The 15,280-nt window shown below is 40.3% G+C and carries 15 protein-coding genes; 6 read left to right on the top strand and 9 right to left on the bottom strand.

Features of this window, described 5'->3' with window-relative positions:
* Positions 1–4 precede the first annotated feature (4 nt).
* The 8 genes from glmS to AC1M9L_RS09585 all read right to left on the bottom strand — a co-directional run bounded on the left by glmS (position 5) and on the right by AC1M9L_RS09585 (position 8,301).
* Positions 5–1,843 carry a glutamine--fructose-6-phosphate transaminase (isomerizing) gene (glmS, locus tag AC1M9L_RS09620; protein ID WP_481591983.1) on the bottom strand — a complete coding sequence of 613 codons (1,839 nt, stop codon included), beginning with the start codon at positions 1,841–1,843 and terminating at the stop codon, positions 5–7.
* 12 nt (positions 1,844–1,855) lie between these two features.
* Complete coding sequence (gene glmU, locus AC1M9L_RS09615; protein ID WP_481591982.1) at positions 1,856–3,220, bottom strand: bifunctional UDP-N-acetylglucosamine diphosphorylase/glucosamine-1-phosphate N-acetyltransferase GlmU; 1,365 nt, start codon at positions 3,218–3,220, stop codon at positions 1,856–1,858.
* A gap of 26 nt (positions 3,221–3,246) precedes the next feature.
* Positions 3,247–3,753: a phosphatidylglycerophosphatase A family protein gene (locus AC1M9L_RS09610; RefSeq protein ID WP_481591981.1), complete on the bottom strand. Its 507-nt coding sequence runs from the start codon at positions 3,751–3,753 to the stop codon at positions 3,247–3,249.
* Positions 3,734–4,663: a thiamine-phosphate kinase gene (gene thiL, locus AC1M9L_RS09605; RefSeq protein ID WP_481591980.1), complete on the bottom strand. Its 930-nt coding sequence runs from the start codon at positions 4,661–4,663 to the stop codon at positions 3,734–3,736. Before thiL ends, AC1M9L_RS09610 begins: the two co-directional genes overlap by 20 nt.
* A 12-nt stretch (positions 4,664–4,675) precedes the next feature.
* On the bottom strand, positions 4,676–5,125 hold the full coding sequence (nusB, locus tag AC1M9L_RS09600; protein WP_035264834.1) for a transcription antitermination factor NusB: 450 nt from the start codon (positions 5,123–5,125) through the stop codon (positions 4,676–4,678).
* Positions 5,126–5,128: 3 nt separating this feature from the next.
* Entirely contained in the window at positions 5,129–5,599 is a 471-nt protein-coding gene (gene ribH / locus AC1M9L_RS09595) for a 6,7-dimethyl-8-ribityllumazine synthase (protein ID WP_481591979.1), read from the bottom strand.
* A gap of 24 nt (positions 5,600–5,623) precedes the next feature.
* Positions 5,624–6,745 carry a bifunctional 3,4-dihydroxy-2-butanone-4-phosphate synthase/GTP cyclohydrolase II gene (gene ribBA, locus AC1M9L_RS09590; RefSeq protein ID WP_035264829.1) on the bottom strand — a complete coding sequence of 374 codons (1,122 nt, stop codon included), beginning with the start codon at positions 6,743–6,745 and terminating at the stop codon, positions 5,624–5,626.
* Between the two features lie 284 nt (positions 6,746–7,029).
* Positions 7,030–8,301, bottom strand: coding sequence for a hypothetical protein (locus AC1M9L_RS09585; protein ID WP_092766563.1), 1,272 nt, complete (start codon positions 8,299–8,301; stop codon positions 7,030–7,032).
* 77 nt (positions 8,302–8,378) lie between these two features.
* Between AC1M9L_RS09585 and serB the strand changes: the two genes are divergently transcribed.
* The 3 genes from serB (at position 8,379) to AC1M9L_RS09570 (ending at position 10,996) form a co-directional block, all read left to right on the top strand.
* Complete coding sequence (serB, locus tag AC1M9L_RS09580; protein ID WP_035264823.1) at positions 8,379–9,599, top strand: phosphoserine phosphatase SerB; 1,221 nt, start codon at positions 8,379–8,381, stop codon at positions 9,597–9,599.
* Between the two features lie 412 nt (positions 9,600–10,011).
* On the top strand, positions 10,012–10,326 hold the full coding sequence (aciT, locus tag AC1M9L_RS09575) for a ciprofloxacin tolerance protein AciT (RefSeq protein ID WP_035264816.1): 315 nt from the start codon (positions 10,012–10,014) through the stop codon (positions 10,324–10,326).
* 190 nt (positions 10,327–10,516) lie between these two features.
* Entirely contained in the window at positions 10,517–10,996 is a 480-nt protein-coding gene (locus tag AC1M9L_RS09570; protein WP_092766561.1) for an SCP-2 sterol transfer family protein, read from the top strand.
* 72 nt (positions 10,997–11,068) lie between these two features.
* On the opposite strand, the gene dtd is transcribed toward AC1M9L_RS09570, so the two are convergent.
* Positions 11,069–11,509 (bottom strand): D-aminoacyl-tRNA deacylase, encoded by a 441-nt coding sequence (gene dtd / locus AC1M9L_RS09565; RefSeq protein WP_481591978.1) that lies wholly within the window; start codon positions 11,507–11,509, stop codon positions 11,069–11,071.
* A gap of 233 nt (positions 11,510–11,742) precedes the next feature.
* Between dtd and AC1M9L_RS09560 the strand changes: the two genes are divergently transcribed.
* The 3 genes from AC1M9L_RS09560 (at position 11,743) to pncB (ending at position 15,216) form a co-directional block, all read left to right on the top strand.
* Positions 11,743–13,257, top strand: a complete 1,515-nt coding sequence (locus tag AC1M9L_RS09560) for a catalase (protein ID WP_481591977.1) — start codon at positions 11,743–11,745, stop codon at positions 13,255–13,257.
* Positions 13,258–13,396: 139 nt separating this feature from the next.
* Complete coding sequence (locus AC1M9L_RS09555) at positions 13,397–13,900, top strand: ankyrin repeat domain-containing protein (RefSeq protein WP_180028377.1); 504 nt, start codon at positions 13,397–13,399, stop codon at positions 13,898–13,900.
* Between the two features lie 113 nt (positions 13,901–14,013).
* The gene (gene pncB, locus AC1M9L_RS09550) at positions 14,014–15,216 is read left to right on the top strand and encodes a nicotinate phosphoribosyltransferase (protein ID WP_481591976.1); all 1,203 of its coding nucleotides are present in this window, start codon (positions 14,014–14,016) and stop codon (positions 15,214–15,216) included.
* The last annotated feature ends 64 nt before the right edge of the window (positions 15,217–15,280 follow it).

Genomic DNA, 15,280 nt, shown 5'->3' with positions numbered 1-15,280 from the left:
TGAATTATTCAACCGTAACTGACTTTGCTAAGTTACGCGGCTGATCTACATCGGTACCACGTAGTACAGCGACATGATAAGACAAAAGCTGCACAGGAATACTGTATACGATTGGTGATAATAGTGCTGAAACGCTCGGAACTTGAACTACGTGTTGGCGCTCTTTCTCCTTAATGCCACTATTTTCATCTGCAAATACAAACAGCTCACCACCACGTGCTTGAACCTCTTCCATATTTGATTTGAGCTTATCAAGCATGTCATCCTGAGGAGCAAGAATGACAACAGGCATATCATTATCAACTAAGGCCAATGGGCCGTGTTTCAACTCACCAGCTGCATAACCTTCAGCATGAATATATGAAATTTCTTTCAGTTTAAGCGCTCCTTCAAGCGCGATTGGGAACTGTGTTCCACGACCTAAAAATAGGCAATGTTGTTTTTCAACAAACAATTCAGATAGGCGTAAAATTTCTTTATCACATTGTAATGTGTCAAGAATCACTTTAGGTGTATGCCACAATCCAGTAATGATTTCTGATACTTGTTTATTAGAAATCGTTTGTTTAACTTGACCGAACTTAAGCACGAGAAGCATCAAGGCAGCAAGTTGTGTGGTGAATGCTTTGGTCGACGCAACCCCAATTTCTGGACCTGCTAATGTCAATAAGCTGTAATCTGTTTCACGCACCATGGAAGATGTTGCAACGTTACAGATCGTCATCGTGGTGATATTAATATTTTTCGCTTTGGCACGTTTTTGTGTATCACGAAGAGCAGCCAATGTGTCGGCAGTTTCACCTGATTGAGAAATACACACATAGAGTGTATTGTTCACGATGACTGGAGTGCGATAGCGGAACTCACTTGCAATTTCAACTTGGCAAGGTACATCAATCAGTTGTTCAAACCAATATTTTGCGATCATGCCTGCATGGTAACTGGTACCGCAAGCGATGATTTGAACTTGCTGAATCTGAGAAAAATCTTCTACAGCATTTGCAAGAAAATCATCACGTAAGTGATCGGCATTTAAGGCTTGAGAGATAGTTTGCTTGATCGCTTCAGGTTGCTCATAAATTTCTTTCAGCATGTAATGCTTATATTCACCTTTTGAAGCATTACTCACTGTCGCATCAAGTTCTTTGACAGGGCGTTCAACGCGCTCACCTTGTACATAGACTTCAATCGTATCACGTGTTAAACGCGCAATATCACCTTCTTCAAGGTATATAAAACGATTGGTAATCGGTAATAGGGCCAATTGATCAGAACTGATAAAGTTCTCACCAATTCCCACACCGATCACGAGCGGTGAACCTTCACGAACAGTGATCAATTCATTTGGGTAATCTGTATGTACGATACCGAGTGCAAATGCACCTTTGAGTTGAGGCACAACTTGTTCAACGGCTTTAAGCAGGTTAGGAGCAGACTTCAGTGCATCGTGAACTAAGTGTGCAACAACTTCAGTATCTGTTTGGGATGTAAACACATATCCTAATGCTTCAAGATCATCTTTAAGCTCTTGGTAATTTTCAATAATACCGTTATGTACCACAGCGACTTGACCAGATATATGCGGATGTGCATTATTTTCTGTAGGTTTGCCATGAGTAGCCCAACGTGTATGTGCGATACCAAGCGCGCCAGTGATCGCTGCTTCTGAAACCGCTTCTTCAAGGTTGATAACTTTACCGACACGACGTTCACGTAAAACTTGACCTGCATTGATTAAAGCTAATCCCGCTGAGTCATAACCACGGTATTCAAGACGCTTTAAGCCTTCAATTAGAATATTCGTTATGCTTCGTTCTGCTACACCGCCGACGATACCACACATATTGTAATCCCCTTAATTCTTAATCTTTTGTGGACGTGGATAATTGTCTTTCACAAATTGTTTAGAGCGTTCTACGGCTAAACTATGATCATCCACATCACGAGTAATCGTCGATCCAGCACCAACTGTTGCACCATTACCAATTTTAACCGGCGCGACTAAAGAGCTGTTTGAACCTATAAAGGCTTGGTCACCAATGATCGTTTTAAACTTGTTGGCACCATCATAATTACATGTGATCGTACCCGCACCGATATTTGAACCCTCACCCACTTCAGCATCACCTAAGTACGTAAAATGATTGGCTTTAGAGCCTAAACCAATGGTGGTGTTTTTCACTTCAACAAAGTTGCCAATGTGTACTTCATTTGCCAATTTAGCACCAGGGCGCAAACGTGCGAATGGTCCAATTTGAGCCTGCTCACCCACAATGGCTGAATCAAATACGCTATACGGTTGAACTTTCGTGCCTGCAGCAATTTTGGAGTTTTTAATTACACATCCTGCACCGATTTCGACATTGTCACCAAGTTCACATTCGCCCTCGATAATGACATTGATATCGATACGCACATCTTGACCAACCTTGAGTGAACCTCGGAGATCGAAACGACTCGGGTCGATCAAATGTACACCTTGCTGCATCAGTAATTTCGCTTGGTAGTTTTGGTATTCTCTTTCCAATGCTGCCAATTGCACACGATCATTTACACCTTCAACTTCGAAAGCTAAAGCAGGTTCAACTGAAGCAATTTCGAGTCCATCGTCAATAGCCATTGCTACGATATCTGTTAAATAATATTCGCCTTGCGCATTATTATTATTCAGACGTGGCAACCACTCGTGCAATTTGGCATTGCTTACTGCATAAATGCCAGTATTAATTTCTTGAATTAAACGTTGCGCTTCAGAAGCATCTTTATGTTCAACAATGGCTTGGATTTTACCATTTTCTCTCACGATACGACCGTAACCTGAAGCATTGTCTAGTGTAAGTGTGACTAAGCCAATACCTTTAGATTGTGTAGCTTCAAGTAAATTTTGTAATGTATCGGCGGTAATACAAGGCACATCACCGGATAAAATTAAAGAAATACCATCTTTGGGTAAGACAGGTAAGGTCATTTGAACAGCGTGACCTGTACCAAGTTGTTCAGCTTGTTCAACCCAGTCAATATTTTCTGTCGAAAATGCTTGTTTAACTAGAGCGCCGCCGTGACCGAAAATAGTAATAATATTTTCAGCTTGTATTTTTTTTGCGGTTTCAATGACATGCCCTAAGAGTGGACGTCCTGCTAAAGGCTGTAATACTTTTGGTAGTTTTGAACGCATTCGCGTCCCTTTACCTGCAGCAAGAATAACAACTGTGGTTGACATACAACATCCTTTCTTTGGAGCTTGGCTTAAGCCATATCAATATAGAGATAAATTATAATACAAAGTGCTGCCCACAGACCTGCGATCAGATCATCAAGCATAATGCCGAAACCACCGTCGACTTGACGATCAATGACGCGAATCGGCCAAGGTTTCCAAACATCAAAGAGACGGAAAAGTGCAAAACCAATAAAAAGCCATACCCAATTCATCAGGCCTAGATAGATTAAAGGGAGAAACGTGATCGATTGACCCGCAAATTCATCCCACACAATTCGTCCGTCATCATGGACGCGCATTATATCAGCGGCTCTTCCACAAATATATATTCCAATCAATGACATAACGATTATGGCAATCGTGCTATACAAAAAACCTATTGTCATGAAAGCAGGGATAAACAGCAACGCAAAAGCTGAACCAAAAGTACCCGGTGCTTTTGGTGCCAAACCAGAGCCGAATCCAACGCCACAAAAAACAATGAAACGTTCAGACCAAGTCATCGCTTTAAAATTAATTGGTTGTTTTGGCAAAGTGCTGATATCCCTGTAATTCTAGTTCTTGTGGTTGTTGATGATGATAAAAATCTAATTGCTGAGTCTCTTTTACGACACCAATCACCGTGATCGGTGTATCGCAGTGTCGAGCTTTTAATTCATCCAAGGCAGGTGAAGGAATGGTAAAACACAATTCATAATCATCACCACCTGCTAAAGCCAATTTCCATTTTTGCTGATTGGACAATGCTTGTAAGGCAGGACTAAGTGGAAGTTGATCTAAGTGTAGGTCGGCACCAACATGAGATGCTTTGAGAATATGTCCTAAATCTTGTGCTAAACCATCGGATACGTCAATCATACTATGCGCCAATCCTTTAAGCGCTTGACCGAGTTCACAACGTGGAGTGGGATAATCGAGACGTTTTTTTAAAGCATGATCGGGATATTTTAATCCGAATGCAGCATCACCGACAGTCCCGGATACACAGATTAAATCACCTGCTTGAGCACCAGAACGTGGCACGGCTTTTCCAATATCCACCCAGCCTAGAGCGGTAACTGATAATGTGAGATGTGGGCTTTGCGTTGTGTCGCCGCCAATTAAACTTACTCCAAATTGATCGCAACAATCATACAAACCCTGACTAAACCCTTTTAGCCAGTGATGATCAATTTGGGGTAGGCTCAATGCCAAGAGAATGCTTTGAGGTTTTGCACCCATGGCTGCAATGTCTGAAAGATTCACAGCTACAGATTTCCATCCAATCGCATGGGGATCTGTATCGATGGGGAAATGTCGACCAGCAACGAGGGTATCGGCACAAATGACCAATTGTTGCTGTGGAGGCGGGGTGAGCAGGGCTGAGTCATCACCGACACCTAGATCGACTGAAGAATAGCTCGGTCGATTGAAATAGGTGTCAATAATAGAAAACTCAGCCATTTCAACAACAACTTATTTTGCTTGTTGCTTTTCTGCTTCACGTAGGCTTTGTGCCAAACGGTCTAATACACCATTGATGTATTTGTGACTATCTGCACCGCCGAAGTGTTTAGCCAATTCAATTGCTTCATCGAGAACGACGCGATATGGAATTTCAAGATGCTCTTTCAATTCATACGCGCCAAGACGCAAAGTAGCTAATTCAACGCCGTCCAGTGCCGAGATCTCACGATCTAGTACTGGAATTAATAACGCATCCAATGCTTCATGATTTGCAATCACTTGTGTGAGCAACTCGTGATAATAGCTGAGATCCACTTTATGCATGGCATTTTCAGCACGTGTACGTGCTTCAATTTCATGCACAGGGTTGTGGCTCATTTGCCATTCATAAATCCCTTGTACAGCAAAACGACGTGCTTTGCGTTTAGCTGCATAAGTAGCTTGGAGTGTCTGCGACATGCTTTAGATCGCCTTTAGCAAGTTAACCATTTCAATTGCAGTCAAGGCAGCTTCGCCACCTTTATTACCTGCTTTTGTACCTGAACGCTCGATGGCTTGTTCAATGCTGTCTGTGGTCAATACGCCATTGATCACAGGTAAACCAGCTTCTAAACCAACAACACCAAGGCCTTTTGCACATTCACCAGCAACAAAGTCAAAGTGAGGAGTGCTACCGCGAATAACTGCACCAAGTGCAATTACCGCATCAAACTTACCAGAATTTGCGAGTTTTTTCGCCACAACCGGAAGTTCCCAAGCGCCTGGCGCGTGAACGATAGTGATATTATCGTCTTTAACACCATGTCGATGCAATGTATCAATTGCACCTTCTAATAAATGTTCAACAACAAAGCTGTTAAAACGACCAACTAGAATCGCGTAACGATCTTCGCTCGCGAGATGTAATAAACCTTCAATACGGCGAATCGCCATAGCAACCTCGATATTTAATAAGAGTTATGAATGAGAGCTCTGATCAGCTGTGATGTATTCGACCACTTCTAAATTAAAGCCAGACAATGCATTGAAGCGTAAAGGTGAGCTCAGGAGCTTCATTTTCTGTACGCCTAAATCACGTAAAATTTGTGCACCCACACCAATGGTTTGGTATTGCTGCGATAAGGCAGCATTTGACTTGGCTGGTTTTGGCGCAGTTAATGCTTCTAATGCTGGACCTAAATCAGACGGCTGACGTTGTCCAATCCATACCAAGACACCACGATCGCTTTGAGCAATTTCTTTTAAAGCACGATCTAAATTCCAAGCTGCTTCACCATCTTGCTTATTAAGCTTTAATAAGTCTCGCGCCGGATTGAAGCCATGAACGCGAACAGTCGTCACACCCTCTTCAGGTTGACCTTTAACCAATGCCAAATGAATATCAGGATTCCCGACTTCACGATAACGGTAAAGATCAAAAGTACCATACTCTGTATCGAGTTTTTGTTGATCCAAACGCTCTACCGTTTGTTCATTGGTCATACGGTAGTGAATAAGATCAGCAATTGTACCAATTTTTAGACCGTGTTTTTCAGCAAAAATTTCAAGGTCAGCACGACGGGCCATAGTCCCGTCTTCATTGATAATTTCACAAATCACAGAAGCTGGTTCAAGACCTGCAAGACGAGCTAAATCACAACCTGCTTCGGTATGACCTGCACGATGGAGCACACCACCTGGTTGTGCCATGAGTGGAAAAATATGGCCTGGCTGAACGATATCTGCTGGTTTTGCATGTGCCGCAACTGCTGTTTGAATCGTGTGCGCACGTTCTGCTGGAGAAATACCTGTAGAAATGCCATTTGCAGCTTCAATAGAAAGCGTGAAGTTTGTCCCGTGTTGAGCGCCATTCGCATCAACCATTAACGGTAAATTTAATTGTTTGCAGCGTTCACGGCTTAAGGTTAAACAAACTAAGCCACGAGCATGCGTGATCATGAAATTAATGTCTTCAGGTCGTACGTGCGTTGCAGCAATAACGAGGTCGCCTTCATTTTCACGATCTTCATCATCCATCAGGATGACCATTTTTCCTGCACGGATATCTGCTACAAGTTCTTCTACAGTATTGAGCGACATCAACCTTCACCTTTTTGTTATGTCATTCTGACATTTGAATAAATTTGTTGCGCCATAGTCTAACGCTTTTTTAGTCAGTTTGCCTATGCTTATGACTGTACCATTCAATACAGTCCAACATACACCTTCATAGCACATTGAAAAGAGAGATAAAATTACCAAAAGAGCACTTTTGTATACAAACTAGACGCTTAGTCTAACTTTTCACGACTGTGAGCTTTTAAAAAGAAAAACCAGATTTAACTTAGCATCAAATCTGGTTTACTTATTAAAATTTAATCTAATTAAGAGCTGATTGTACGATCCGTCGAGGAGCTTTGGGCTTTGCCTTTCAAAATCTCAGTACGGATATTTTGTGCGAGTTCGGCACAGGCTTCGTTCATACCATTAATCATGAAAGCGTGACGTGTTAACACACTGGTTGGATTCGGCATCGGAACCAATTGGTAGCATTCACCAATATGCTTTAACTGATCGTGGGTCAAATATAGCGCCATTTCTTTCGCAATCAGGTGATGTGTGAGTCTTTCCGCCGCTTGTACTGAATCGAGTTGCATTGCCTCCACTGGTGCGGTTACAGCACAACGTGTTTGCAATACGAACCGTTTATCCTCACGGTAACGTTTATAGAGTACTTCTGACAATAATTGAAACACCGAACCAATCATTAAGATGCAAGCAATCGAGTTATTCTTGAGTGAAGAAATACTGATGACAGCGCCTTGTTGATCAAAACTACGATTCACAACGATATCATCAACATTCAAATGATAATGCGCTGTACACAGTTCGATGCTCTTATTTAAGAAAATTTGACATAAATTAAAATAAGGTAAAGAGACAGATTTGTTGACCGTATTAATTAATTGTTTCGGATCATAAAATTGGATATTCAGTGATAAAGCATCCTGATCTAACTGCAGAGTCGGTACTTTTGGCGTAATTGCAGCTTGTTCTTTATTTTGCTCTGGCGTATGAGGTTGTTTAGGCTGACTCTTTTCCAGTTCTAATGCTTCAGTGAGCAGCTTGATCTCATGACGTAAACGGGACTCATTATTTAATCTCGCAAGATATTCGCTACGCGTAGGGCGAGCAATGGCACGATAAGCCAACCATAATAAGCCATGAATAAAGAGTGACGAGAGGATCGCCAGCCATTGTGTTCTTAATATTTCACCGATACTTGGTTTAACCAATGTGATTTCCACACTGCCAATTTTCTTTTCATTTTGTAGTGCATCTCGAACGAAGATTTCACCCTGACGCGTCTTAGACAAGCCTGCAGTTGCGAGAACTTGATCTCCTGTGCCAAGAATACGTATATATGCAACACTTGGATTCGTTGCATAGCGGTTGGCTAATAATGCAAGAGATACAGTATTGGCAGGTTCAAGTTCAGTTAAGCTATCTGCGACCAGTTGAGTCGTCATTAGCAAACCTTGGCTTGCACGGTTTTCATTTAATTGATGTGTCGTTGCAATAACCAATAAAAAGGTATGCAAGGCAAAACTTACAATCAGCAGGCTAGCAAATAGCCCTTGTCTAGGCGCATTCAACGTAAACTTCCAAAGAAAATTAATTCAATTTCGATTATGATTCTTACAATATTCGTAGCTCAGACCCGAGTCAATTCATGCGAGAAATCATTCTTATTTCATTTTTAGGACCTGACCAACCGAATCAGTTTACTCGATTGATGCAGGTGTTGTCCGTACATTCTTTGCAAATTTTAGATGTAGGACAAGCAGTTATCCATAACCAATTGACTCTCGGCATCGTGGTTGCTTCCGAAGACCAGACAGCAACGGCTTTGGCCATGAAAGATATTCTGATTTTAGCACACGATATTGGTCTTACTGTGCGCTTTAAACCGATCGATTCAGAAGATTATGAGCAATGGGTGAAAGAGGGTGGACGTACACGATATATCGTGACGGCATTGGCACCTGAACTTACTGCAGCACATTTGCAAGCAGTGACTAATATTGTTTCAAGTCAAGGGTTTAATATTGAAACAGTCACTCGTTTGTCTGGTCGCCCAACGTTGAATCATTTTGAAAATGAACCAAAACGTGCTTGTGTGCAATTTGGTTTGAGCGGTCAGATGTTAGATGCTGCAACGATGCGAGCGGCATGTTTAAGTTTATCAAATGACCTTAGTGTCGATGTTGCAGTACAAGAAGACACGCCGTACCGTCGTAATCGTCGTTTAGTTTGCTTTGATATGGATTCAACGCTGATCGAACAAGAAGTGATTGATGAGCTTGCAATTGAAGCAGGTGTCGGTGCACAAGTCGCAGAAATTACTGAGCGTGCTATGCAAGGTGAGCTGGACTTTCAGAGCAGTTTCCGTGCGCGTGTGGCGCTACTGAAAGGTATGGATGCTTCTGTATTGCCTAAAATTGCAGAACGTTTAACGATTACTGAAGGTGCAGAACGTCTTATTTCAACCCTGAAATCTTTGGGTTATCGTACGGCTATTTTATCTGGTGGCTTCCAATACTTCGCTGAATATTTACAAGCAAAACTTGGGATTGATGAAGTTCATGCCAATATCTTGGATGTTCAAGATGGGCAGGTCACTGGCGAAGTTAAAGGGCATATTGTGGATGGCGCTCGTAAAGCATTTTTATTAGGCCAAATTGCGGATGAAATGGGCATTTCACTTGAGCAAACGATTGCAGTAGGTGATGGTGCGAATGATTTGCCAATGCTCTCTATAGCGGGCTTGGGCGTTGCATTCCGTGCTAAACCATTGGTGCGTCAAAATGCAAATCAAGCCATCTCAAGTGTTGGTTTGGATGGTGTTCTGTACCTGTTAGGTGTACATGATAAAGATTTAAGTCGAGCTTAAAATCAAAAAAAGCTTATTAAAAAGGCGACCAAATGGTCGCTTTTTTTTATCTAAGTAAATCATTCTTAGACAAATTTTAATCAGTTAAGTTCAGACGAAAAAACAGATGATCATCATCGAAAAAAAGATGTTTTGACAAAAAATTACGAGGTATTTTTTTGTAATGACACGCCAAGTTTGACTGATTCTGACTCTATGAAAAATGTCTAATCTTAAAAAATGTAATGACAAAAGAATGTTGCGACAATATGTGTCGCTTACAAAAGCATCAGGTCTTTTTTTCTGAAAAAAACTCACCATAATGCTTTCATAGACGCCAACAAGACCATTGAAGAAAGTGAAGCGTTATTTAATTTGTTGTGAAACACCATTAGGCAGTATTTGAAACATCTAAATTTTGACGGAGATTTTTATGGTCACTTTAACTTTTGCAACGATACTCGGATTTGCTTTGATCGCTGTAGCATTGGCGGCCGTATTCTTTTCACCTTATCGTCATTGGCTAGGCTTTATGTTAGCGGGTATGGTCTTCTGGGGTTTACTTGAAGGTATTCGTTATAGTGTTCAACACGTCTTTGACATGTCCTTGGCATATAGTTATTTAACAGCGATTAGCTTAGCCATGGTGGCTTTAACGGCTTTCTTACTTCGCGAAGATAGTCGTGCGCAAAAGGCTTTAGAAAATCGTCGTTATATTGAACATACTCCTGTATATGAGGACGATTAAATCCAGCTCATGACAGATGAGATGTAGACCAAAACTGCGTAGTAACAATTTTATATTTAAAGGTGTATCAAAATGATATACCTTTTTTTTGCCTATACGTTTTGTTAAACAAAGCTGCATTTCCTTACTTATAAGATATGCTAGGATGAATCAATTATTTTTGATATTAAAAAAACGGACTTAAATTGTCATGAAACTATCTTCAATACCTGTTGTGAAATTACCTATCGTTGATGCAAGCACAGATCCACTAGACCTTTTGGTGTTAGGTTTGGCGTTGCGTATGAAACAATTGTCACGTACGAGTCCAAAATTTATTGAGTTAATTCATGATCGTCAGTTCCGTATTCAAATTGGTACAGATCTAGGTGTTGCACGTCAGATTTTAGTCAACAATGGCCAGATTGATTCTGTTTCAGGTGATGCAGAGAAAGCAGATTTCGTACTTCAGTTTGCTGATAGCGAGCAAGGTGTTAAAACCCTGATGAAAGGTGATCCAACTGCATTCATGACGGGTATGCAAAATGGCAGTATTAAAATGGAAGGTGATTTCAGCTTATTGGTATGGTTTAACCAAGTCGCTAAATTAATTCCACCAAAAATTCCTAAACCTGTAAAAGAAAAAATACAATTTGCTCGACAATTTATTAAAGAAAAAACGGGTAAGTAATACAGCACCTATACGGACTTTTCTCGTTTTGATTCTAGAGATAAAAAAGCCCTCATAAGAGGGCTTTTCTAGTCATTCAACTTCAAGATTAAAGGTTACCGGACCATCATTGATGAGATGCACTTTCATATCCGCTGCAAAGATTCCTGTTTGTACAAGTTCAAACTGAGATTTTGCGTATTCAACTAACTGTTCATACAGTTCTTTTGCTTCGAGAGGCGGCATTGCAGGGCCGAAGTCAGGACGCAAACCTTTTTGGGTTTGTGCCATCAGGGTAAATTGCGAGACTAATAATAATCCGCCTCCGGCTTGGCTAAGATTCCAACCCATTTTTCCTTGGTCATCATCAAAAAAACGGTATTTTAAAATCTTATCGATGAGCTTCTTACCTTTTTCAAAGTTATCTTCTTTGCCAATACCAATAAAAACTAAAATCCCTTTTTCGATTTGACCAGTAATCTCACCATCCACAACGACTTTCGCTTCAAGGACGCGTTGGAGTAAAGCACGCATAATTCAACCAAGTTTGATGTTTTTTAATTCAAATGAATTGTATCAAATTGGAAAAAAGAAAAGGGATAAAGTCGTCATCAATCCTCATAAGTTATTGATAAAAAAATAATTAATCGGAGTATATACTTTTGATCTAATAAAGCGATTGAAATAATAAAAATTAACCTTTTTACCAATTTTGTTAAAGAAGGTAATTTACGCGTGCAGGAAAGGTAAATTTGAGAGAGAAAACGATGTTTAAGCGTTCAATGTTGGTTGCAATGCTTGCAACTGCGACAGCAGCATCAGCTGCACCATTAACAAAAGATAACGGCGCACCAGTGGGTGATAACCAAAACTCAATCACTGCAGGTCCAAATGGTTCTGTATTATTACAAGATGTACAGTTGATTCAAAAACTTCAACGTTTCGGTCGTGAGCGTATCCCTGAGCGTGTTGTACACGCACGTGGTACGGGAGCTTATGGTGAATTCGTTGCAACTAAAGATTTATCAGATCTTACTATTGCTTCACTTTTCAAAGCAGGTACGAAAACTCCAGTATTCTTACGCTTCTCTACAGTAATTCATGGTAAGCATTCTCCAGAAACTTTACGTGATCCACATGGCTTCGCAATTAAGTTTTATACTCAAGAAGGTAACTGGGATTTAGTTGGTAACCAAACGCCTGTATTCTTCATTCGTGATGCGATCAAGTTCCCAGACTTCATCCACGCAATGAAACCAAGCCCAATTGACAACGTTCAAGACGCTAATCGCGTATTTGACTTCTTGTCTAGCCAGCCATGGGCAACAAATATGTTGACTTATGTATATGGTAACCAAGGTGTTCCTACGAGCTACCGTGAACAAGACGGTTTCGGTGTACATGCATTTAAATTGTACAACGACAAAGGCGAATATAAATACGTTAAATTTAACTTCCGTTCTAAGCAAGGTGTTAAAGGTCTAAACGTTAAAGAAGCTGCTGAATTACAAGGTAAAGACTTCAACCACTTAACGAATGATCTTTATAAGAACATCAATGCGGGCAATTTCCCGAAATGGGATCTTTATATCCAAGTATTGGATCCTAAAGATTTGAATAGCTTCGATTTCGATCCACTTGATCCAACTAAAATCTGGCCTACTGATTTAGTACCAGAAACAAAAGTGGGTACTTTGACGTTAAATCGTATGCCGAAGAATTTCTTCCAAGAAACGGAACAAGTGGCAATGGCTCCGGGTAATTTAGTACCAGGTATCGAGCCATCAGAAGACCGCTTACTTCAAGGTCGTATCTTCTCTTACTCTGATACACAAATGTACCGTTTAGGTGCAAATCACCAGCAAATTCCAGTAAACCGTCCATTGGTAAATGTGAACAACAATAACCAAGACGGTTATATGAATGTTGGTGCAACTTCATCTAATGTGAACTATGAACCAAGCCGTATGGAGCCAAAACCATCGACTCCTAAAGCACGTGCTGTTGAAACTCCACTTTCTGGCACAGTTCAGCAACGTGGTGTGAAAGAGCAAAACTTTAAGCAAGCGGGTGATTTATACCGTTCATACTCTGCTAAAGAGAAATCTGACCTCATTATGAACTTAGCAGTTGATCTTGGTAACGTAAAAGATTCAGAAACTAAACACATCATGTTGTCTTATTTTTATAAAGCAGATGCGGATTACGGCACACGTATGACTAAAGCTGTAAACGGTAACTTAGCGACTGTTAAAGCGAAAGCGGCAGCTTTAAAAGACTAATCAAGATTAGTCCTTGAATTGGTGATTAGGGTCTAAGGTGTCACCTCAAAAAAGTCCTGTAAAACTCAATTCCTTTCCTGCAACCCTAGGGGAGTTTTACAGGCATTCATTATCGAATTTAAACTCAGGTGAGGGAAGAATGAAAAATATTGTATATAGTTTATTAATCGCTTTACTGAGTTTAAGTTCAGTAATGCTTCACGCTCAAACGACGTCTGTCAGTAGCTCACAACAATCAGATCAGAAAGAAGTGATTGACTTATTTTTTGCAGCAGCGAAAACAGGAAACAAAGAAGTTATTCATGAATTTTTGAAACATGGTTTTCCAGTCAATATTAAAAACCATGCTGGTTTTACACCATTAATGATGGCGACCTACTATGGTCATCAAGATATTGTAACGACTCTATTGGAAAACGGTGCAGACCGCTGTGCTCGTGATAATAAGGGTAATACAGCTTTGATGGGTGCTATCTTTAAGCTTGAATGGTCGATTGCCAAACAATTACGCCAGGTCGATTGTGATGCTCAAGCGAAACAGACAGGACATAAGACCACAGAAGAATTCGCAAAAGTTATTGGGCAAGATAAAGCATTGAAAGCTTTGACTGAGTCATATAGTCAAGACAATGCAAAAAAATAATCAGTTTAAGTTTTAGTAATTAGTCGAATAATCTTCGACAATTACTAAAACGAGCTATGAATCGCAACAAAATGTGCTTTAATGCAATAAGTTGCTAAAAACTGAAAAATAATATGTCTGCCATTATTCAATCCTTACTTGATACTGACTTGTATAAATTCACGATGTTACAAGTGGTATTACATCAATTTCCTCAAACGGATAGTGTCTATCAATTTCGTTGTCGTAACCTTGAAGATACAGCCTATCCACTCGTGGATATATTAGAGGAACTGAACGAACAGTTAGATTTACTGTGTCAGCTCAAATTTAAAGAAGACGAATTACAATATTTAAGAAGTTTGCGCTTTATTAAAAGTGATTTTGTAGACTATTTAGAATTATTCCAACTTAAGCGCCGCTTTATTAAAGCCAGTATCGATGATCAAGGTCGTTTAGATATTCGTATTGAAGGACCTATGGTTCAAGCAATGATGTTTGAAATTTTCGTGCTTGCAATCGTCAATGAACTCTATTTTCGTCGTATTCGCGATGAGCAGGTATTGGCAGAAGGAGAGCGCCGTCTTAAAGCTAAAATTGAATTGTTGAAACACTATGAAAGTAGTCAACAACCGAATGATCCACCATTTCTTGTTTCCGATTTTGGAACACGCCGTCGCTATAGTTTTGACTGGCAGAAACATGTGGTGGAAGAGTTTAATAAGGCTGCACCACATATTTTTCGTGGCACCAGTAATGTTTTATTGGCAAAGCAGTTGGGTATTACACCCATTGGTACGATGGCACATGAATTTTTACAAGCTTTCCAAGCACTGGATGTTCGCTTACGTGATTTCCAAAAAGCTGCACTTGAAACTTGGGTGCAGGAATATCGCGGAGATTTAGGCATTGCACTGACAGATGTTGTTGGTATGGATGCATTCCTAAGAGACTTTGATTTGTATTTTGCCAAATTGTTTGATGGTCTACGACATGACAGTGGTGATCCATATGCGTGGGGCGATAAAGCCTACGCACATTATAAAAAGTTAAAAATTGACAGCAAAACTAAAATGCTCACTTTCAGTGATGGTCTAAACTTAGAGAAGGCATGGGATTTGCATCAATATTTTAAAGATCGTTTCCAAGTCAGTTTCGGGATTGGTACTAACCTCACCAATGATATGGGACAAACTGCTTTGAATATTGTTCTAAAGTTAGTCGAATGCAATGGTCAATCGGTAGCTAAACTCTCTGATAGTCCAGGAAAAACGATGACTGATAATGATACCTTCCTCGCATATTTGCGTCAGGTATTTGATGTTGAGTCTCCTTAATCATAATTTCCCTTTTCTGATTTTTTGCTAATACCATGCAAAAAATCAGAATAATTTTGAAAAA

This window comes from Acinetobacter sp. ANC_7511, assembly GCF_056779975.1.
The sequence above is the reverse complement of the archived record's forward strand: the minus strand, read 5'-3'. Positions and strand labels throughout refer to the sequence as shown.

Excerpts from the sequence above, each read along its gene's own strand:
- ribBA (WP_035264829.1), bottom strand. The coding sequence starts at position 6,745 with ATGTCGCTCAATACTGTAGAAGAACTTGTAGCAGATATCCGTGCAGGA.
- serB (WP_035264823.1), top strand. The coding sequence starts at position 8,379 with ATGCGAGAAATCATTCTTATTTCATTTTTAGGACCTGACCAACCGAAT.
- glmS (WP_481591983.1), bottom strand. The coding sequence starts at position 1,843 with ATGTGTGGTATCGTCGGCGGTGTAGCAGAACGAAGCATAACGAATATT.
- glmU (WP_481591982.1), bottom strand. The coding sequence starts at position 3,220 with ATGTCAACCACAGTTGTTATTCTTGCTGCAGGTAAAGGGACGCGAATG.
- AC1M9L_RS09570 (WP_092766561.1), top strand. The coding sequence starts at position 10,517 with ATGAAACTATCTTCAATACCTGTTGTGAAATTACCTATCGTTGATGCA.
- thiL (WP_481591980.1), bottom strand. The coding sequence starts at position 4,663 with ATGGCTGAGTTTTCTATTATTGACACCTATTTCAATCGACCGAGCTAT.
- ribH (WP_481591979.1), bottom strand. The coding sequence starts at position 5,599 with ATGGCGATTCGCCGTATTGAAGGTTTATTACATCTCGCGAGCGAAGAT.
- dtd (WP_481591978.1), bottom strand. The coding sequence starts at position 11,509 with ATGCGTGCTTTACTCCAACGCGTCCTTGAAGCGAAAGTCGTTGTGGAT.
- AC1M9L_RS09560 (WP_481591977.1), top strand. The coding sequence starts at position 11,743 with ATGTTTAAGCGTTCAATGTTGGTTGCAATGCTTGCAACTGCGACAGCA.
- nusB (WP_035264834.1), bottom strand. The coding sequence starts at position 5,125 with ATGTCGCAGACACTCCAAGCTACTTATGCAGCTAAACGCAAAGCACGT.
- AC1M9L_RS09555 (WP_180028377.1), top strand. The coding sequence starts at position 13,397 with ATGAAAAATATTGTATATAGTTTATTAATCGCTTTACTGAGTTTAAGT.
- pncB (WP_481591976.1), top strand. The coding sequence starts at position 14,014 with ATGTCTGCCATTATTCAATCCTTACTTGATACTGACTTGTATAAATTC.
- aciT (WP_035264816.1), top strand. The coding sequence starts at position 10,012 with ATGGTCACTTTAACTTTTGCAACGATACTCGGATTTGCTTTGATCGCT.